Consider the following 20,768-nt stretch of genomic DNA (forward strand, 5'->3'; position numbering starts at 1 on the left):
ATAAGGAAGACTACCTTGCTGGTTCTAATGTCATATTAGGATAACAATTTGAGGAACTTGTGAGGAAAAGCTGTTATCAAAATGTAAATAAATATTTCAATTCGCTTGCCAACGATCAAGCACATCTTTAATTAAGACTTCCTGTATCCAAATTAAACCTACAATCACTAGTGGAATTGCTAGAAACAAACCTAAGAAACCAAAAAATATCGCGAAAATGACTTGAGATATCAGCGTAACAACTGGCAATAGAGATAGCTGCTTTGACATAACAAAAGGTACTAGCAAGTATTGTTCAAGTTGCTGGATAACAATATATGCAATCAAAACTGCTCCAGCTTTCCAAGGGTTATCGAGGAGCGCGATCGCCATTGGTGGAATAACACTTAAAGTTGGTCCCACATTAGGAATTGCTTCTAACAATCCTGCCAGTAGCGCATTTGCGAATACCAGCGGTACTCCTAAAATCCATAAAGCAATCCCACTCACAACTCCAATAACCAGCATATTGATTAAAATGCCAGTGATCCAGCTAACCAGTGCCACTTCGCATCGACAAAGGATTTCATCAACCCGCCTGCGATAAAAACCAGGAAATAGTTGGATAAATCCCTGGCGGTAAGGCAAAGGATTAATCAAAAACATAACTGTTAAAACTAATACAAGCAGTAGATTTAAAGTAACCGCTAGAATATTGGAAAAAAAAGCAAAAAATCTGCTTGCCAGCTGGACAGTAGATGGTTGAAGTTGTTCGAGTAAATTCTCTAAGCCCGGAATGTACTTCGATGACCATGGCATTCGAGTTTGGAGATATTGAAACCATACCTGTAACTTATCCAATCCTTTGGGTATGAGTTGAATAATTTGTTGAAATTGATCTACAAAAGGTGGTATAATTACCCCGATAAAAATAACGATAAAAACTGCAAGGCATCCTAGAGAGAAAGCTATACCGATACCTCGTTTAACTCCAGACCGCTCAAGACGTCGAACGAAACTGTTTAACGCTGTTGCAAACACCACTGCCATAAATACCAATAACAGCACTTGGTGTATTTGCCAAAGAATGTAGAGTGAAATTGCTAAAGCAAAATAGCCAATCCATTTTCCATTTCTCACAAACCCCACTCCTTTCGGTGTCTCCTCCCAGCTAGGATAACATTTAAAACAAATAGACATTACATAAAAAAGAGAGCCTAGCCCCCAAATTGAAGGGCTAAGGCAAATCAAATCTTACTCAAGTGTAGATGAGAATATTGATTAACTGATTGAAATAGATCCACCACTAGAAAGGACAAGAGGGAAATTATGAGTGTTAGGAGCATGCATTGCTTGAATTCCAAGGCTGGCTCGATTCAGCAAATCTGCCATTGTGCTAATCACTGCACCTTGGCTATCTAAGATGGAATGGTGAAAGTTAAACCCATTCAAATTAAATGCCATTACACCCACACCGAGCGCCGCGAACCAAATACCTATGGTTGGCAAGGCGACTAAAAGTAAATGGAAAGTGCGATGGTTCTGGCTAGCGAAAGTAGGAATTAGCAAACGTCCTAAGAAACCATAGTGTCCTGCCAAGAAGTTGTATGTCACATCAGGTTGACCAAACTTATACTTAGCGTTAATTAATTCATCATCACCGGGTTTCCGAATGAATGTTGAGGTGACTAGAGATCCATGTAAGACACTCAAGAGTGCGCCGCCAAATACTCCAGCAACCCCTAACATGTGAAATGGATGCATTAAGACATTGTGATCTGCCTGAAATGCCATCATAAAATGGAAAGTACCTGCAATTCCCAAAGGAAGACCATCAGAAAAGCTACCTTGACCGATGGGGTAAATCAGCAAAACTGCGGTTGCAGCAGCAGCCGGTGCAGAAAAAGCAACAGCGATCCAAGGACGTAAACCCAAGCGATAGCTTAACTCCCAAAGTCGACCCAAATAGCACCAAATACCGATAAGAAAATGCAGCACAATTAACTGGTAAGGGCCACCATTATATAGCCATTCATCGATAGAAGCTGCCTCCCAAATTGGGTATAAGTGCAGACCGATCGCAGCTGAGGTTGGCACAACAGCAGCTGTAATCAAATTGTTGCCATCTAGAAGAGAACCCATTACTGGCTCTCGAATGCCATCCATGTCTACACTGGGAGCTGCGATAAAAGCCAGGATGAAACAAATGGTTGCAACTAGCAAGGTAGGAATCATCAGAACGCCAAACCAGCCTATATAAATGCGATTATCAGTGCTGGTAATCCACGCGCAAAAACTATCCCACATCTTGAAGAAATCAAATTCCTTCCGACGTTGAACGATGCTACTCATCGTAATATTCCTCCTATATGTTATCTCCTTTGATTATTTGGCACTCTTGTTTTATACAAAGTACGATGGAGAGAGAGCCAATCAATTAGAGACTGCTAATAAAGTATGTCAAGGCATACTTTAAAGTTAGGCTGAAAATTTGATGAATTTCTGAGGCATAATAAACTTTTAATGAAAGTCTTTATTTGAGAGTTTTGACAGAAATATTCAACAATTAGTAACGAATAAAGAGCTTTTATACGACTTTTTTAGACTGATTGTTTGAATAACAACAATATTATTTTTGATAATACTAATTATGCAAGACAATTTTAACTCTGTTCGCTTGCTAATTCATTTCATTGACTAGTACTGAAGAGTTAATAGAGAACAAAAAACAGGAACTTTCCTTAAATTAAAATTAAGAAATGTAAATTTTGTTTGTTACTACTTAAAAACGAAATTCTATCAAAAATTCTCACAAGTTCCTCATAGTTATCTTTTAACATTAAAATTAGAGATATGAAGAAGACAAGTTCTCTCATATCCCATCAAGGGAGGTGAGATTATGTCGATCAATAAAAAGCTTTTGACTTCTTGTATTGCTAGCATAGCAGTATTAGCTAGCATCTTAGGTACTGCCGGTCGAGTTCAAGGCGTGCAAAGCTTAGTGAACGTCAGCACAGATAGGGAAAACACTGTAGCGCAAATTAGTCGCGATTATCGTCCTTATCCTACGCCCAAATACTTGGCAGAATCATGGGAAAGGAGACGGTGGGCACGTTACAACAGATGTATTCACCGCGTTCACTTTCATCACCAATGGCGCTGCGATTATATTCTCCAAGAACGGAATCCTTTTATGAGGCACGACAGATATTATCAATAGCATCGGGAGTTCAAGCTTGATAGTATGGTGGAAAAGTTCTTTAATCTTTTGTGCAGGTTAGAAGCTGTCTATCTATGTCCCAGAAAAACGAAACGGCTGTTCTGGTTTTGGCTACACTCCTTACACTGGGATTAGTGGGAGCCGGTGCTTGGTGGTTGATGAAAAGCTCTGGCGTTGATTTGGGGCGTTTAACTAACAATCGATTATCGTCGCCAGAGCAGTCTAACCTCAAAAGCTTTTCACAGGTGCAGAATGTTCCCTCTGGGGTGTTTAATTATGGTGGCAGCACAACCTGGGTATCCATCCGCAAAGAAGTGGACCCGGTTATTGAGAGCGTATACCCTAACTTTCGTTTACGCTACACTGACCCTGATCGCGGTGCACCTAGTTCTGTGACAGGTGTCCGCATGTTATTAGATAATCAACTGTCATTTTCTCAAACCTCTGTGCCGATCGCAGATGACGCATATCAGCAGGCTCAAAAGCTTGGTTTTTCCCTTCAAGAAATACCAGTGGCAATTGATGGTGTTGCGATCGCTGTCAACCCAAGTTTAAATATAAAAGGTCTGACAGTAGAGCAATTCAACAGTATTTACGCAGGCAAGATTACCAACTGGAGTGCTGTCGGTGGCCCCAACCTAAAAATTATACCCTACGGTAAAAAAGATCGGGACACTAACCCTGCTGTAAAATTGATTCCAACAACAACCGAAGCGCTGCGGCTAGTGGCAGCGACTCCAGGAGGTATTTACTACACCTCAGCACCATTAGTCGTTTCCCAGTGTCACGTTAAACCGTTGCCACTAGGCCGAAACGTGAATGAATTTGTTCCTCCTTATAAACTGCCTTTTGTCCCACTTTCAGAGTGTCCACAAAAGCGGAACCAAGTCAACACCGAAGCTTTTTTAAGTGGTCAGTATCCCCTGAGCCGCCGGTTATCCGTGGTTGTAAAACAAAATAATCAAGTTGATCAACAAGCAGGCGTTGCCTATGCTCAATTACTGCTCACCGCTCAGGGTCAGGAATTAATTAAAAAGGCTGGCTTTGTGAGTCTCCGATGAAGTTTGCTAGTGCCGATCATCTTCGGTGGTCCCTCGTCAAAAAAGTCCAACAGCATGAGCTACAATTATTGAATTTACAGGCAGTAGATACTCCTATTGTTGAATTTTGAGCCAGTGGAACTGCAAGGGGTAATTGAGCAAGCGATCGCTACTGTGCGTCAATCCGGAGAAACTGAAGCAATCCGCCATCGAGGTGGCAATCCAGTCCAGGCATAGCTGAAATTAGCACCTCTCAAAATGGTATTAGTAAACTTTGCCCCTCGGATATCTGCGTGGCTAAAATTTGCCCCTGTAAGATCAAGACCAGAAAAAGAACATCCTTGCAAATTTTGGTAAGAAAAGTCTTGGCACATATTCTAGAGCGCCTCTGGCGGATTTCTATTAATACCAAGTTCTTTTGTACTACTTTTAAATTGTTTCCAAAGTGCCTTAATATTCCTGTAAGCTTCATCAGGGGAGATTTTACCAGAAGTTTCTAGCGCAGAAATATAGCTAACTTTTTGACTAAATTCTTGAAGATTGGCGTTAAATACCAGGTTCTGAGGCGTCAATTGACCATGGTATTGAGCACGAGGTAAGAAAAAACCGTCTCTATCTACGGGATTATCCTGTTCCAATTGTTTCCCATCCTCTTATTAATCTTTTGTTAACCATTAGTTAACCATAACTTAACTTAATGATTATACATATTATACTAAGATTTAGGGATTAACAGGAATCTTTATGGCTCTTCAGCGCTAACCAATACATCCTTGGCGATATTGTATAAAAATGTAAAGATTTCTTAAAATATAAGGCCATACTGTCGAAACAGTATGGCCTGTGGTTAATTATAGTGATTTTTAAATTAATCAGTTATGGATAGAACTACAACACCAATTTCCTCGATTCCGGACAACCCCCAGTTAAGATACAAAACTTGCCACTTTTTGTTTTATCCACCCGTACCAATTCTGTAACCCAACTCCCGTAAGAGCAGAAACCTGAAAAATCTTAATTTGAGGATTAACCTGCTGAGCATATTCTATGCAGCGTTGAACGTCAAATTGCACGTAAGGTAGCAAATCAATTTTGGTGAGCACCATAATCTCACTAGCACGGAACATATGGGGGTATTTGATTGGCTTATCATCTCCCTCTGTAACTGAGAGAATCACGACTTTTGCTTGTTCTCCCAAATCAAATAAAGCTGGACAAACCAAATTACCAACATTCTCAATCATTACCACCGAGTTTAGCGGGGGTTTGAGTTCTTGCAATCCCCGTTCTACCATTGCTGCATCGAGATGACATCCTGTCCCAGTGTTTATTTGCACAACTTTGCAGCCTGTTTCTTGAATTTTTTGTGCATCGTTACTAGTTTCTTGGTCGCCTTCAATAACACTAATAGATAATTGATGCTTTAAATCATTAATAGTTCTTGTTAAGAAAGTTGTTTTTCCTGATCCTGGAGAACTCATTAAATTTAAGGCGAGGATATTTCGACCTTTAAACCATCCACGATTTTGGGCTGCGATTAGGTTGTTTTTCGCTAAAATATCTTGCTCTAAAGATATAGTCGTGCTATGTATTTTTGCATGAACATGAGATGCTTCAGTTATAGAATCATGGCTATGGGAATGAGTAATTACAGTACCATCTGGTAACGCGTGAGTATGAGTGTGTTCGTGGTCATTAGTATGACCTTGAGTATTTATTGCTATGGCTTGATTAGTGTCAAGATTAGCAATTTTAGTTTCACCATTATCAGAACAACCGCAGGTTACACACATATTTCTTCTATTTCTATTTCTTTAATTTTAAGTTCTTGACCAGCTATTAAATCAAGTTGAGTGCTGCCGCAGTCACAAATACCAAAAGGCTGCTTTAAAGCAATTTTTTTACTGCATTTACGACATTGCCCTAAACCTGGAGTTTCTAGAATTTCTAGTGTTGCACCTTCTAAAACTGTGCCTTGAGCGCAAATATCAAAACAAAATCGTATCGCATCTGGCATAATTGCTGAAAGCTGACCAATTTCTAATAAGACTCGTTTGACTTTTACCCCTTTAGCATGTTCAGCGACGATCGCTACAATATTTTGAGTAATTCCTAGTTCGTGCATAAGCTAAGAAGATATTTAACAAATTCGTGGTAACTGTTCGCCAACAAGCATATCGAGGATGCGTTCAGCACCAAACGTTGTTTTTAATAAAACTACACCAGGAGGAGAGGAAAGTGCTTCGCCGATTATACAAGCATTTTTTCCAGATGGGTGAGATTTCATCGCTGATAAAACGGTTTCGGCATTTTCACGTCCAACTACCACAACTAGCTTGCCTTCGTTAGCCAAATATAATGGATCTAAACCAAGAATTTCGCAAACACCCTTGACTTGTTCCCGAATTGGTATAGACTGCTCATCAAGGCGAATCCCTACATTAGAACTAATGGCAAATTCATTTAATACTGTGGCTAAACCACCTCGTGTGGCATCTCGCATAGCGTGAATATCAGGACACACACTGAGGATAGTTTCCACTAGACTATTTAACGGCTGACAATCACTTTCTATATTAGTTTCTAATGCCAGTTCTCCACGGGCAATTAAAATAGCTGTGCCATGATTACCTATCTCGCCATTGAGAATGATGGCATCTCCAGGTTGAATATTCTGGGCAGAAATGTTAACTCCTGGTGGTATAACTCCTATACCAGTGGTATTAATAAATAATTTATCTGCTGCGCCTCGATGCACAACTTTTGTGTCACCCGTAATAATTTGGACACCTGCTTTTTTGGCTGCGGCTTGCATACTTTCAGCAACTTGTCGCAAAGTGTCTACAGCAAGCCCTTCTTCTAAAATTACGCTACAACTAAGGTAGAGAGGTTTAGCACCACTCACAGCTAAATCATTGACTGTTCCATTTACAGCTAATTCCCCTATATTACCACCCGGAAAAAATAAAGGGTCGACAACATAGGAGTCAGTAGTAAAAGCAAGTCTGTCTCCTTGTTGCATGAGACTTGCTAAATTAAAACTTGCTTGGTCTTCTAGTTGAGAGAGAATAGGATTATCAAAAGTATTGACAAAAATATCATCAATTAAATCGCGCATTGCTTTACCACCGCTACCATGCGCAAGAGTGATGTGAGTATCTTGCACTTTATTTCGTCGGTTGCGATTTTTTGAAAATAAAGGATGCTCTATTGGGTTATTATTGTGGACTGCCATTCCTGAATTCTGACTCCTAACCGATGCAAAAAAGGGATACAGAGCAAGTAAATTTATTTATGGAAGATGAAATACTACGCCCATATTTCAAGCCGCTGAGTTTATTTATGGGGTTGTTACTTTTGACTTTTGACTTTTGACTTTTGACTTGGAGCGACGCGACTGGCCGTATTTATAGTAAGCTGCACAAGCACCTTCAGAAGATACCATGCAAGCACCAATAGGTGTTTGTGGGGTGCAAGCTGTACCAAATACTTTACATTGCCAAGGTTTCATGACTCCTTTGAGGATTTCGCCACATTTACAAGCTTTATGGTCAGCAATTTTCTGATTAGGAATGGTAAATTTTAGTTCTGCATCAAATTGGGCATATTCTGGTCGAATTTTAAATCCTGATTCTGGTATATCACCTAAACCACGCCAAGCAAAGTTTTCTCGCACCGTAAAAACTTTGTTTATGGCTGTAAGCGCGACACGATTTCCTGCTTCTTGTACAACTCGGTTATATTGGTTTTCTACTTCACAACGATTTTCTACTAGCTGCTGTAATAACATCCAAATGGATTGTAAAATATCTAAAGGTTCAAATCCTGAAACAACAATTGGTTTATGATATTGCTCGGAAATAAACTTATAAGGGTCAGTACCAATAACCATGCTGACATGACCAGGGCCAATAAATCCATCGAGTTGAAGATCAGGATTATTTAGTAGTGCTTTAAGTGCAGGAATCACGAGGACGTGATTACAAAACATACTGAAGTTATTGAGTTTTTCCGATTCTGCTTGTAGGATAGTAAAAGCTGTACTGGGGGCGGTTGTTTCAAAGCCTAAAGCAAAAAAAACAACTTCTTTTTTAGGGTTGTCTCTAGCAATTTGCAGGCTATCTAGGGGGGAGTAAACCATGCGAATATCTGCGCCTTGTGCTTTGGCTTGCAGTAAGCTGGTTGTGGAACCAGGAACCCGCATTGCATCGCCAAATGTCGCGAAGATGACGTTGGAATTTTGAGAGATGGCGATCGCGTCATCTAATCTCCCTTTTGGCATCACACAAACAGGGCAGCCAGGACCATGAATCAGTTCTACAACATCTGGTAAAATTTCTTCGATACCATATTTAAAAATAGAATGGGTATGACCACCGCATACCTCCATTATTTTAATAGGGGCATTATGATTTTTAAGAGAAAGCGTACTTAATTTTTCTATCTCACGGAGTATAGCTTTAGCTTTTTCTGGTTCGCGGAATTCATCAACGTATTTCATATATTAGCTATCTCTTGCAATAACTGTAATGTTTCAGCTGCTTCTTGTTCGTTAATGCGATTCATAGCAAAGCCGACATGGACTAATACCCAATCACCAACACAAGCCTCGGGGGGATGCTGTTCGTCAACGATACAAGCTATATTAACTTGACGCTTCACACCACCTATATCGACGACGGCTAGTTTGTTTTGAATATCCGTTATTTCTATAATTTGACCGGGAATTCCTAAGCACATTTTATTTTTTAGAAAAAAATACAGAACTAATAAGTTAAGGAGTCAGAAGTAAAAATCGGAGCATCCTAATAGGTGTCCGAAACCTTTGTACCCTCACCCCTAGCCCCTCTCCCAAATATGGGAGAGGGGAGAAATAATTCTAGTTCCCCTTCTCCCAATCTTGGGAGAAGGGGTTAGGGGAGGAGGGCTATCAAGGTTTTTGCACATTTGGGATGCTCCCTTAGACGATTACGTTAATTGAGCAGCTGCAATAATAGCTTGTCCTAGTGATAAACCGCCATCATTAGCTGGAACTAAGCTGTGAGTCAGTACGTTGAGTCCTAAAGCTTGTAAGCGAATCTTGACTTGCTCTAATAAAATACAATTTTGAAAAACTCCTCCCGTCAGAACTACCTGATTTATAGCATGTTCTTGACAAAGATGCTGTGCCATTTTTACAATATAAACTGCCAAACTTTGATGAAATTTAGCAGCTATGATCGGTTGAGTAATTTGCTGCTGTAAGTCATCGAGTAAATCTTCCCACATAGGGTGTGAGTCTATACAGTAAATGCTATCGTATATCTCAATATTAAAAGGATAAATTAGCGTTTCTTTATAAGAATTAAAGATACTTTGCTCGACTATGGCTTCCATTTCAATTGCTGCTTGCCCCTCATAGCTAGATTCTTCAGGGCAAATACCGATAGCAGCAGCTACAGCATCAAATAATCGTCCAACCGATGAAGTTAGGGGAGAGTTGATTTTTTTTGCTATAATCTGATTAATAAGGTTAATTGGTTTTTGTTGTAGAAATTTCAACAGATCTAAACCAGAATATTTATTCTGTAAATCTTCCCAAGTAAAAGCTGAGATTAATTGAGCATAAGTGTTCCGCCAAGGTTCTTTAATTGCTTGTATTCCTCCAATCATTGCCACTGGCTTAAATGTTGCCAATCGCTTAAAAGATCGGTAGTCTGTTAAAAGAAATTCTCCACCCCATAATGTTCCATCTTCACCGTAGCCTAATCCATCTAAAGCGATTCCTAAAACAGGTGGTGAATTGAGAGGTATGCCATTTTCTGCCATGCAAGCGGCTATATGGGCGTGATGGTGCTGGATATGGTATAATGCCAGACTAGAGCTAGCTGCTAATTCTTTACCGAATTTTGTTGATAGATATTCGGGATGAAGGTCAATGGCTATCGCCTCTGGTTGATGCTCAAATAAATTTAAGTATAAATTTAGCGTATCCTGATAAGCTTTAAAAGCAGCCGCATTTTCTAAGTCTCCTAAATGCTGAGAAATAAATGCTTGTCCATCTCGCAATAAACAAAAAGTATTTTTCAACTCACCGCCCATTGCTAAAATCTGGGGAGTCTTGTTAAACCCAGGCGGTAAATTGATAGGTGCTGGTGCGTATCCTCTAGCGCGGCGAACTGTTTGTACTTTATCGCCTATCACTCGTACCACCGAATCATCAACCCGGTTGGCGATCGCGCGATCGTGCAAAAGAAAATAATCAGCAATTTTTCCTAATTTCTCACGCGCTTCGTCGTTATCAATACATTGCGGTTCATCAGACAGATTACCACTTGTGAGGACAATCGGGCGATTCATTCGTTTGAGAATGAGGTGATGCAAGGGCGTGTAAGGTAGCATAAAGCCGAGGGTATTTTGCCCTGGTGCAACTGATGGCGCGATGGAATTTTTGATAGGGTTTTCATCTCGCTGGTGCAATAACACTATCGGCGCGGCGGAACTTTCTAGTAGTTCTCTTTCCTTAGCGTTGACGACGCAATATTCTTCAATAATTGCTATGTTGCGCGCCATTAAAGCGAAGGGTTTGCGGTATCGGCGTTTGCGTTGACGCAATTTTTGCACAGTAGTTTCTTGTGTCGCATCACAAGCAAGATGAATTCCGCCCAAACCTTTAATGGCGACAATTTCGCCTCTTTGCAACAAGGTACAAACAGCATCCACATCATCTAGCATCGAGAACATAGAAGCTGTGATCGGTTTACCATCCGCACGTTCTAAAGTCGCGTTTGGTCCACAAATGTGACATGCTATCGGTTGGGCGTGAAATCGTCTGTTTTCTACATCTTTGTATTCTTTCGCGCAATCTGGACACATGGTAAAAGTAGCCATGCTGGTGTTTTGCCGATCATATGGAATTGCACGAATAATACTTAGGCGAGGACCACAGTGAGTACAATTAGTGAAGGGATAGCGATACCAACGGCTAAAGGGGTCAAAGATTTCTGCTTTACATTGGGGACAAGTCGCTGCGTCGGGAACAATTTCTGTTTTTACCGTACTATTAATACTACTGGAAATTGTAAAATCCTTGAAGGTAAATTCACCTTCGTAACGCCTGCGTGTGATTTCGTGAATTCTTGCTAATGGTGGACATTCTTGCTGCAACCTTTGAAAAAATTCTTCCAAAGATGCTTCACTACCACATGCTCGAATTAAGACTCCTTGTCCGTCGTTACAAACTTCTCCCCGTAACCCGCAGGCTTTTGCTATACGGTACACTGTAGGACGAAATCCCACTCCTTGAACAGTACCACAAACTCTAATTTCTTCACTCGTCATAGTTGAACCGCCACAGCAAAATTCGGTTATTACCAGAGTCCGCTATTACTGCTATTTTTCCACATATTTTTATACCGTAACACCAATTCAAGCTGTCTCGTGTTGGCATTCCAAAATCGCGGTTTTCACTTTTACTTTGAAAATTTATTTGTCCTACTAGGGCTTTACTTTCGGCATTTTGTAAAGATAAAATTGATTCTGGCTTCTTCCAGCTTAACAATCGAGAGTTCGCGGTATCAGCAACCACCAGCCAATCACTAGCCGCCGTTACTCCATAAGGCATACTTAAGCTAGTTGCATTAGGAAAATAAACTCCTTGGTTGATTTCGACAGAAACAAAATTCTTTTGTCCTAATACCACTTTACAAGGTGCATTATTTTCTGTTGGGATTCCTTGCCAAATCATTACACGGTTATTACCCGCATCAGTGACAACTAGATTTTCTCCCCAAATGGTGATATCGTGACACCAACGCATACTGGATGCGGAAGGAGTACCACCTCCATTTTCGTTGCGCGATCGCATATCTGGTTGTCCTAAGACTAAATCCGCTTCTTGACCATTTTTTTGAGGTAGTTGATGCCAAATCAATACCCTGCGGTTTCCTGTATCAGCAACAAATAATTTTCCTTGATGATAAAAAACACCATAACACCAGTTTAAAGTATTGGCGGCTGCTTCTAAGTTTCCTCTATTCGGTTCATTGGCAGTAAAATCAGCTTGTCCTAAAACTAGATCTGCTGGAACGTTGCTATCTTCGGGTAATTTTTTCCAAATCAGAACTCGGTGATTCCAAGCATCAGCTACCGCTAAACCCTCCCCACAAGCACAAATTCCTGTTGGTACATTGAAAGTTGTTCTTCCTGGTACACTTTTGGCATTTTGTCCTTCATGGTTAAAATCAGGTTGTCCGATAACCCAATCAGCAGGTTGACTATCTGTAGTCGGTAAATTTCGCCATCCCAATAAACGATGATGTCCTGTATCTGACACCCATAATGGTCCTGTCTCAGATATTAAACATACCGCACGAGGGCCAAACATATCTATCCTACTTGGTGTGACAGGAATCACTAATTTTTCCGGTTCAATAATTCTTCCTAAAATCACTTCCGCACCTTGAGGTGAGAACGGTGATTTTTGAGGAGTTATTTTAACTGGGGTGTTCATTGGTTGCAGATAGTTGAGGGCTCGGAATTGTATGAATCCGGTTTTATTTATTTGCTTAGCTTTACCTACGAGTCATAGCCATTACCGCGTTAACCGTAAGCTCGGGCAAATCTCCTAAAGATGGTAAAGTATCTTCAGCCAAACAAACCATTGGTAGATCATCTTTTAACCATACCCAAATCCGTTGGCGAGTTATATCTATTAGCCAAGCTAATTGCGTTCCGTTACTGAGACAGTGGAGAATTTTGTTTTGCAAGTCTAGGGTACTTTGATCAGGAGAGTGAATTTCAATTAACCAGTCAGGTGCTCTCTCAAAAGGATCATCTTGATCATGAAGGCGATCGCAAGCAATAATGGAAATATCAGGAACTGGGGAGTAGGGTGGTACAATACAGCGCAGTTCTTGCACGGCTTCAAACTGATCAGTGTGACTATTTATGTAGTTCACTAAATTGCGTTGTAACCGCGAGTGGAAAAGGGTTGGCATTGGTTTTTCCAGCACTTGCCCGTTAATTAACTCCCATGCAGGGGAAGCCTCAATGTTAGGTTGAGAGAGAAACTCCGCTAAAGGTATCTTTGAAACTGACTTCATGGGCTTTACCAAGAGATTTTGGCAGTTTATAAACACCTCACTATCGAAATTATATTTCTATATTTAGTGTTTTTTTATGAAAAATTAACAAGTAGGGTGCGCTCTTCGCCCAAGGGGAAACGCAAAGAGCGCAAAGCATAAGACATGCGAACGATAGCGTAAGGCACCTCTTATAAGGGTTACTTCATTTTAAAATCTTTAAGGAGAAATGGCATACTTAAGCCGGTGACTAAGCTGGATGTTACTACTGATAACCATAGAGGAAATTTTACTAATACAATTGATATTAGTAGTAATGAACCTATGGTAGTCCCAATAGCGGTTTGTTGCACAAAATGTCTTGGTTCCCTTATAAGCTTTCCTTTGAAAAATAACTTAGCGGAAAACCATCCTAACTCTAACATCATTCCTCCTATAAATTTGTTAATAACTTTAATACGAACAGTCCAAAAACTATTGCTGGAATTGCACCAGCGGGAGCTAATAATCCACCAAGCATGGCAGAAAATTCATAACCGATATCTTTGCTAGCTAATAACACACCACCAACAGCACCACCGACCATAGATAAGACAATTGCTATTAATAGCCACACGAATCCGGTAATTAAGTTAATGTCACCAACCACTAAACTGGTGAACAAATCGTTTAAGTTGGAAATGTCTGCCATTTTCTTTTTTTCCTTGACTTTCGTTGTTAATTACGAATGATTAATTATTCATTAAAAAATTGGTCATACTAAGGTACAAAAACGAGTTATTGCTTTAATCTATACAGCCATCTGCAAGGGAGAAAAACCTTTTTTCTAGACGAAATAAGGTTTCTGAGGGGGATAAATTAGATAGAACTTCTATATAAAGAATAATAGATTCATCAATTGATGAATACTAAATTATTACTATTTCAATAAATAATATCTGTTATTAAAGAACATTTCCAGCTAAATATTGGTTAGCTTTGCCTACGAGTCATTGCCATTACGTGGGTAAGCGCAGGGAAATCCAATACGGTTCGGTTAAAGCCTAAAGCCAAAATTGCGTAGGTTGGGTTGAGGAACGAAACCCAACATTTTTAGGATTTTGTTGGGTTTCACTACGTTCAACCCAACCTTGTATCTTAGAAAGAGTAGTAGACCGTCCCAACCTAGGTCATAATAGACCGTTTTGTAGCATGGGTCACTACAATAATCTCGTTGACAGAACTCGAACAGTCGCCAGGGGCAAAAATTTAAGTAGTAAGACTTAAAGAATACAGCCCGTATCGGGCAAGGATGAGTGCAATCAAGGGGATGAAAACAGAAGATACTTATAATTGGGTGAGACTGAAAAATGGAGAATTCAAGTCAATGGGTAGGGATTGATGTTAGTAAAGCGACGTTGGATGTTTATATCCGTCCAATAGGCAAAGCGCTGAAAGTAGGAAACACAGAATTAGAGATTATAAATCTAATTGAGCAACTTAGATCATATAATATAAATCTAATTGTACTCGAAGCAACAGGAGGATTAGAAACAGAACTAATAATTCAATTACAGGCAGCACTGTTACCAGTAGCACTAATCAACCCACGGCAAGGAAGAGATTTTGCGAAGGCTACGGGTAGACTGGCTAAAACTGATGCGATTGATGCACAAACTTTGGCACACTTTGGCGAAGCAATGAAGCCAACTGTGTTAGCAATTGAATCAGAATCGGCTCGCCAATTAGGCGAATTAATCAGCCGTAGAAGACAATTAGTCGAGATGCAAACAGCTGAAAAAAATCGTCGTTCACGCGCTCGTGGCAGAGCATTAGTTGATATTGAAGAACATATTGAATACCTGGATAAACGTCTCGAACAAATTAATTCCGAGATTGAGCAATTGACTCAAAACAATCAGCAGTGGATAGATAAAGTTAACTTACTCAAAACTACACCAGGTATTGGTCCTGTTATTTCAACAACTCTGGTTTCTGATTTACCCGAATTGGGAAAGTTAACTGCTAAACAAATCTCTCGTTTAGTTGGCGTTGCACCTATTAATCACGATAGTGGTCAACACAAAGGTAAGCGTATGATTAATGGTGGTCGCGCTCATGTTCGTGCCACTCTTTATATGGGTGCTGTTGTTGCTATACGCCATAATCCTCTAATCAAAGCTTTTTATCAGCGCCTTGTTGAACGTGGTAAATCTAAAAAACTTGCTCTCACTGCTTGCGTTCATAAAATGTTAGTCATTTTAAATGCTATGGTTCGTGATAATTTGCCTTGGCGCAAAACTGACAACTCACAACTAATTGTCACCACAATGTCATAAGTCTATTTTTATACTTTCCCCTGCCCTGAACAAAAATGTTTTCCTGGGCGATACCAAAGGCGGGCTACGCCTACGCGACTCGCGCTCGCAAAGCGTGTGTATATTTTCATCTCAATCAACGCCAACCCTTTACGAGGCGATCGCCGCCAGTCCAGGTGATCTTAAGCGCACTCTTTGAGAGTCCAACTCTCTTCAAGCCTTACCCCAAGAGGGGTGAGGATTCTGACGCGGCTGCTTTAAGATGGCGTTTCAGGTTTCCTACTCCCCCTAGATGCATCAGTCCATCTTAAAGCTGTCCGACGGCGGAAAGCGTAGCGTGCCTCACCCCTCGCCGCGCTCCACCTAGATCTAGACGCGACCTCTACCATACACCCTCAAATCTATTTTTCCCTCATTTTCTGTTGACGATCTCTTGACTTTTAAGACAGTCGCTACAATTATCCTTAACCGAACCGTATTGCAGGGAAATCCGCCAACATTGGTAACTGATATCTTGCACCTAGGCTGTCAGCCAGCCATTCCGCCAGCCAGCGATTTAAATCGCTGGCTGATAGCTAAAGTCCTCTCAAGAGGGCTGCTCAAGGATTTCAGTCCATTTCAATGGAATGCGCGCTATTAGCCCGGAACTTCAGTTCTGGGCGGGATATCGGGCTAATTGAGAATGGTGCAAGATGTCAGGGTATTTCTTCTCTCCTCTGGGGTTAGGGATAGCGATGAAAACCGTTGCACGGATGCTGGACAAGGTTTCTCGGCTTTATGAGCAGGGTGCGGATGAGTTCCGCATTGAGATGTATGTCCGGCGCTGGTGGCTATGGGTTAAGGGTGGGGTTCAGGGAAAGGTTGATTTCTTGGGATGCGATCGCATCTGTGTAAGGGAAGTAAAAAATCTGATTGATCGCTTTCCCATAGGGGCGATGGCTTTCATGAGCCAACTTCGCCGTTTCCATAAAATCACGCGTTGGGTGTGTTGGCATCAGCGATTCGCACCGTTGTTATCACAATGAAGGTGCGTTACATTTCATGCTTCCCACCCAACACGAGCAGGCTCGTACACATCTAGAGCGGGCGTGCAATAAATAATATACCCTATACTCGCATCGTTGGTCTGATGATCATAACATACCTCCATGTTTCTTGACATTATCTAACTGATATTGACTCAGTTCCATCAGGTTTGTTTGTACCCACTCGGTGTGGTGGTGCAATATCGTGCTGTACTCCCTTGGGGTTATCAGCTTATTGGTTACATGATATCTCAGTAAATCTGCCTCCCATCCCTGAGTACCGTCGATGATCAATTGACCCGACAACATCGCCATCGAGCGAATAAACAGTGTAGGATATGCGTGTTCATGTCCAATGGTACGGTCGTATATCTGGATGACGGTTGTGTAGTTTTCAACTTGGAACGCTGCCGGTGTTGGCGGGGTGCGCGTTGCTGTGTGCGTTAGGTCTATTGCCATATTCAGGCCATATACCTGGCTGACTGACGGTGGGCGCAGTCTTTGCAATTGGTCACTGTTGTCCGACTGCTGCACCACATGGGTCAACTCATGCGCCAACAACTCAAGCCCCCCTAGACTTCCAGGATTATACGCCCCCTGCCTAAAGAACACATCCCGCCTGTTGGTAAACGCCATCGCATGTATAGACCTATTTAAGTGGTCGGCTAGCGCATCCGTATGCACCCGCACACCTCTAAAATCTGCCCCAAACGCTAGCTCCATCCGTGCTCTGATGCGGTCGGAGATTGGGTGTCCACCTCCTCTGGCTTTTAGGATGGCTGATGTCAAATCCGGTGTTGCTTCCCCTCCCCCATTGGCTTCGACATGCTGGTGATCAGACTGGGCTTGATGTGTCGAGTTATTCACGGACTGGTGTTGCTGTGCTGTAATATCAACTTTTGCCTGCAATAACTTTTTTATTTCAGACTGCCGCTGAACCCTGTGCCTAAGGGTTGACTGGTCGCTGGAAGGATTATTGATCTGTTCTACAACCTTGGCTGCAACCCTATCTGCTTCCTGTTCTGACTTGGACCCAGGCTCCCCAATGGTCAACTTTGCTTGAATCGCTAATGGCTCGTGATCTAACGCTTGGAAAAACGGGGTAGACTCTGCCCTTTGGGTCGAAAAGAAAGCTATGTCTGGCGTTGCACTAATAAAACAAGGCTTTTGTGTCCCTGGCTGATGGTTTTTGGTGTATTGGTTCTCGTTGGTTTTCATAGATTTGACCTCCACAGAAAAGTAGTTGTGAGTTCCCGATGTTGATGCTAATGCCATTCCACAATCATAATCTCCGACATCCACGGCAACGACACCATGCTCAGTCCCCAAGGTAAGCGACTCAGCAAAATATCGATCGCCTGTTGCTCAACCTGAAGCTTCCAGTTTCCATCACCTTGGGTAAGCTTCCCAGCACGCTGCAAAAATCCCTCTCGCAGTCCATCCCTGCTGGTGCTTTTGAGAACTTCCCAGTAATTAATCACCGTTTGTAACAGGTTTTCGCCTTCTGTGAGGGTGGTTGTAGGTAAATCTAAGCCACGGGAAACAGGCTCATTTAATGGCCAGCCACAAAGCAGTTTGGGTAAGACTAGTTCGTATTCTGGGGCATCCGTTTGCTTGGTTGCTAAATAATACAACAGGTAAATTGCTGTTTGCTGTGCCAATTCATCCCGGAATGATTCCCCATCTAATAGCCCCACTGCATCCAGATAGAAAGTTAAAAACGGATGCAACAGCACAATTCCGGCTAGGTTGACATAAAGCCCCGCCCTTTCTTCTTCTGTCGATAAAGTTGAACCTCTAGCCCTTCTGGGGGCTATGCTCAAGGGATTGGTAATTTCTTGAGTACCGCGTTCTACCTGTTTTGCCGATGGCTGCTGTTGTGGGGTTGGTTCTTCTGTGGGTGTAGTCCTCTTTGTGTCTGGGGGAATAGATGGCAAAGTGGAGGTTTTGCCCTCATCTGGTGATGTCGCAGTTACTAGTTGCTCTAGAGCATTGAGCCAAAGAGTTGTTTCGGTAATAGGTAACGTGGTGATGAGCAGACGCAGGTGTTGGCGAGGGTTCTGATTGCCTATTTCCTGCTCCCCATCTCCCGGACGCCGAGCGAAGTCGAGGCGCTGCTCCCAATCGCTGGCTGAGCGAAGTCGAAGCCAGCTTTCGCCTCTGCGCCAACATTCCACCAGTTGGGTGAGCCAGTGACGCATCCAACTGGCGACTGGTAGGGGATTAAGCGCAGAATTATCTGCACTGATTTCTCTGAGGAGTAATTCCCAAGCCTGGGTTTCTAATTCTTGGCAGCTGCTATTACTCAGGTTCAAAGACAGCATTATTTGTTTAGCTTGCGCTAGTAAGGTATACCAATTTGTCCAAGCAGGTTGTAATTGCAATACTAATTGATGGCGCAAGGCTTCGGGGAATTGAGTCATAAATCTTTGCCTTGCTGCTACATTTTTTTTCAGTAATTGCCGCAGAGGTATTTGCCAAGCGGTTTCAGTTTCGCTGAGGGTTTCCCAGCGTTGTAACCAATTTTGCCAAGTTGTTGATGCTTGCTCGTCGGGTAATCTGCCCGATTCTAAAAAGTACAGCAACACTTGCCAATCTGTTTGTGGGGGGGTTTGTGGTAGTTGAGGCATACGCACTTGCTGCCCTTTATCGGTCACATTTAGCACTTGGTTGAAAGCATTTAACCACAAGGCTCTTTGGCTACGAGATACCCCATCAATACTAGTGCGTAATCGTTCCCAAGCATTAAGATTGAGATTGACATCAGCTGCCAACTCATCACTTATCCCCCCTGCTCCCCTGCTCCAGTTTTGCACCAGTTGGGTGAGCCAGTTATGAGTCCAAGTTTCATCTGGTAAGGGAGTTAGGGATGTGTTATCGCTGCTGATTTGGGCTAAGAGTAATTCCCAAGCCTGGGTTTCTAATTCTTGGCGGATGCTATTACTCAGGCTCAAAGACTCCATTATTTGTTTAGCTTGAGCTAGCAAGCTGTGCCAATTTGTCCAAGCAGGCTGTAATTGCAATATCAACTCATGGCGGAAATTCTCTGGCAATTGCTCAATTAGACGTTGCTGTGCTGCTGAATTATTCCTCAGTAATTCCCGCAATGGATCTTGCCAATTAGTATTATTTTGCATGGCAGCCGACCAACGTGATAACCAGTCCTGCCAGTGTTCGTAGGGACACCACCAAGGTAACCGACCATAGCACAGAAAGTACAGCAACACCTCCCAATCAGCAGCATGGCGGCTTTTGGTAATGGTTTCGGCAGGGGCTTCACTTAGCAATCGGTCTGTTAGGCGATCGCCTAAAGTCTCCCGTAAAGCAGCTAGCAAAGCATGTATAAATTCGTCTGCTAAAAATCGCCGATCAATCGAGCCGATATCCACCACCACCCGATCCAGCCGCACCACCAACCCATCCCCCACCAATTCGTCAAACAGCCGTGTCATTTCTCGCACACCCTGCTGCTGAAGCAAGCTGCTCATGTCTTGCTGTAAACTCCAGACATCAGCTATTTGCCCGGTGTCGACTTCTAATACTGTTCGTCCAATGATGTGGCGTTGTGTGTTCATAGCAGTGTAGCTAATGAGGATTCGGTGAGGGAGTCGTTAAAACGTAGGTTGGGTTGTAGCTTGCTTCCCCGTAGGGGTACGTAGTGAAACCCAACAAACCCAGCAGTTGGCTTTCGCAGATTCTTCATTGCGGCTCATGGCTTTGACATCAGCACAACCCTCAAGACTCATAAGAAATAACACACGCAGGCGGTTGAGTAGATTAACAGACTGGGGTGTTGATGGTTTAGGGGTGTTGGTGTCTGTCTCATTATCACTGATGTGAAGCCTCGTTGATAGTTAACTAATTCAACCCCTGCAAATGACTACCTACTTGGAAACCCGCATCTGGGAGGGCATAAATTGTCACTTTCTGCTGAACGGAATTGATGCAACCGTGGCTGCTGGTGACAGTGTACGCTAGGGTAATATCCTTGTGTGTTTCACCATCACATAGTTTTACCGCTTTGGGGTGAAATTGATTGTCGTGGATGATATCTACCAAAAGATGTCCTTTTTCATCCTTGGCTTGGAATGTACCACCCGCCAGCTTGGGAATCAGGGCTACTGGCTCATCATTAGCACAGAAGC

At 42.2% G+C, this 20,768-nt stretch carries 20 protein-coding genes and 1 pseudogene; 3 read left to right on the forward strand and 18 right to left on the reverse strand.

Going from position 1 to position 20,768, the window contains the following annotated elements:
• Positions 1-96 precede the first annotated feature (96 nt).
• Both G4P69_RS15510 and G4P69_RS15515 read right to left on the reverse strand, forming a co-directional pair.
• Positions 97-1,119 (reverse strand): AI-2E family transporter, encoded by a 1,023-nt coding sequence (locus tag G4P69_RS15510; protein WP_208350515.1) that lies wholly within the window; start codon positions 1,117-1,119, stop codon positions 97-99.
• 141 nt (positions 1,120-1,260) lie between these two features.
• A complete protein-coding gene (locus G4P69_RS15515) occupies positions 1,261-2,331 on the reverse strand; it encodes a photosynthetic reaction center family protein (protein WP_208345424.1) in 1,071 nt (356 codons plus the stop codon).
• A 547-nt stretch (positions 2,332-2,878) separates the two neighbouring features.
• Here G4P69_RS15515 and G4P69_RS15520 point away from each other — a divergent pair.
• Both G4P69_RS15520 and G4P69_RS15525 read left to right on the forward strand, forming a co-directional pair.
• Positions 2,879-3,199: a hypothetical protein gene (locus G4P69_RS15520; protein WP_208345425.1), complete on the forward strand. Its 321-nt coding sequence runs from the start codon at positions 2,879-2,881 to the stop codon at positions 3,197-3,199.
• Between the two features lie 74 nt (positions 3,200-3,273).
• Entirely contained in the window at positions 3,274-4,260 is a 987-nt protein-coding gene (locus G4P69_RS15525) for a PstS family phosphate ABC transporter substrate-binding protein (RefSeq protein ID WP_208345426.1), read from the forward strand.
• Between the two features lie 227 nt (positions 4,261-4,487).
• Here the strand turns inward: G4P69_RS15525 and G4P69_RS15530 are convergent.
• The 12 genes and pseudogenes from G4P69_RS15530 to G4P69_RS15580 form a co-directional block, all read right to left on the reverse strand.
• Positions 4,488-4,613, reverse strand: a pseudogene (locus G4P69_RS15530) (pentapeptide repeat-containing protein); the annotation flags it as partial.
• Positions 4,614-4,616: 3 nt separating this feature from the next.
• Positions 4,617-4,877, reverse strand: coding sequence for a DUF7219 family protein (locus G4P69_RS15535; RefSeq protein ID WP_208350516.1), 261 nt, complete (start codon positions 4,875-4,877; stop codon positions 4,617-4,619).
• Positions 4,878-5,165: 288 nt separating this feature from the next.
• A complete protein-coding gene (gene hypB / locus G4P69_RS15540; RefSeq protein WP_208350518.1) occupies positions 5,166-6,032 on the reverse strand; it encodes a hydrogenase nickel incorporation protein HypB in 867 nt (288 codons plus the stop codon).
• Entirely contained in the window at positions 6,023-6,364 is a 342-nt protein-coding gene (gene hypA / locus G4P69_RS15545) for a hydrogenase maturation nickel metallochaperone HypA (RefSeq protein WP_208346472.1), read from the reverse strand. The genes hypB and hypA overlap by 10 nt, the downstream gene beginning before the upstream one ends.
• A gap of 15 nt (positions 6,365-6,379) precedes the next feature.
• Positions 6,380-7,474, reverse strand: coding sequence for a hydrogenase expression/formation protein HypE (hypE, locus tag G4P69_RS15550; protein ID WP_208350519.1), 1,095 nt, complete (start codon positions 7,472-7,474; stop codon positions 6,380-6,382).
• A gap of 105 nt (positions 7,475-7,579) precedes the next feature.
• On the reverse strand, positions 7,580-8,740 hold the full coding sequence (gene hypD / locus G4P69_RS15555) for a hydrogenase formation protein HypD (protein WP_208350520.1): 1,161 nt from the start codon (positions 8,738-8,740) through the stop codon (positions 7,580-7,582).
• Positions 8,737-8,979 (reverse strand): HypC/HybG/HupF family hydrogenase formation chaperone, encoded by a 243-nt coding sequence (locus G4P69_RS15560; protein ID WP_208346272.1) that lies wholly within the window; start codon positions 8,977-8,979, stop codon positions 8,737-8,739. Before G4P69_RS15560 ends, hypD begins: the two co-directional genes overlap by 4 nt.
• A gap of 228 nt (positions 8,980-9,207) precedes the next feature.
• Positions 9,208-11,559: a carbamoyltransferase HypF gene (gene hypF, locus G4P69_RS15565; protein WP_208350523.1), complete on the reverse strand. Its 2,352-nt coding sequence runs from the start codon at positions 11,557-11,559 to the stop codon at positions 9,208-9,210.
• Positions 11,549-12,730, reverse strand: a complete 1,182-nt coding sequence (locus G4P69_RS15570; RefSeq protein WP_208350525.1) for an NHL repeat-containing protein — start codon at positions 12,728-12,730, stop codon at positions 11,549-11,551. Before G4P69_RS15570 ends, hypF begins: the two co-directional genes overlap by 11 nt.
• A gap of 61 nt (positions 12,731-12,791) precedes the next feature.
• The gene (locus G4P69_RS15575) at positions 12,792-13,322 is read right to left on the reverse strand and encodes a Uma2 family endonuclease (protein WP_208346305.1); all 531 of its coding nucleotides are present in this window, start codon (positions 13,320-13,322) and stop codon (positions 12,792-12,794) included.
• 179 nt (positions 13,323-13,501) lie between these two features.
• Positions 13,502-13,726, reverse strand: coding sequence for a hypothetical protein (locus tag G4P69_RS39240; RefSeq protein WP_208346306.1), 225 nt, complete (start codon positions 13,724-13,726; stop codon positions 13,502-13,504).
• A gap of 8 nt (positions 13,727-13,734) precedes the next feature.
• Positions 13,735-13,992, reverse strand: a complete 258-nt coding sequence (locus G4P69_RS15580; protein WP_208350527.1) for a hypothetical protein — start codon at positions 13,990-13,992, stop codon at positions 13,735-13,737.
• 658 nt (positions 13,993-14,650) lie between these two features.
• Here G4P69_RS15580 and G4P69_RS15585 point away from each other — a divergent pair.
• Positions 14,651-15,619, forward strand: coding sequence for a transposase (locus tag G4P69_RS15585; protein WP_208350529.1), 969 nt, complete (start codon positions 14,651-14,653; stop codon positions 15,617-15,619).
• An 809-nt stretch (positions 15,620-16,428) separates the two neighbouring features.
• Here the strand turns inward: G4P69_RS15585 and G4P69_RS15590 are convergent.
• The 4 genes from G4P69_RS15590 to G4P69_RS15605 all read right to left on the reverse strand — a co-directional run.
• Positions 16,429-16,593: a hypothetical protein gene (locus G4P69_RS15590; protein ID WP_208350531.1), complete on the reverse strand. Its 165-nt coding sequence runs from the start codon at positions 16,591-16,593 to the stop codon at positions 16,429-16,431.
• A 138-nt stretch (positions 16,594-16,731) separates the two neighbouring features.
• A complete protein-coding gene (locus G4P69_RS15595) occupies positions 16,732-17,841 on the reverse strand; it encodes an eCIS core domain-containing protein (RefSeq protein ID WP_208350533.1) in 1,110 nt (369 codons plus the stop codon).
• Between the two features lie 47 nt (positions 17,842-17,888).
• Positions 17,889-20,198 carry a contractile injection system tape measure protein gene (locus tag G4P69_RS15600; RefSeq protein WP_208350534.1) on the reverse strand — a complete coding sequence of 770 codons (2,310 nt, stop codon included), beginning with the start codon at positions 20,196-20,198 and terminating at the stop codon, positions 17,889-17,891.
• Between the two features lie 283 nt (positions 20,199-20,481).
• On the reverse strand, positions 20,482-20,768 hold a 287-nt coding region (locus G4P69_RS15605; RefSeq protein WP_208350535.1), incomplete at its 5' end, for a hypothetical protein.

The organism is Aetokthonos hydrillicola CCALA 1050 (assembly GCF_017591665.1).
In the GTDB taxonomy this organism is placed as follows: Bacteria; Cyanobacteriota; Cyanobacteriia; order Cyanobacteriales; family Nostocaceae; genus Aetokthonos; species Aetokthonos hydrillicola.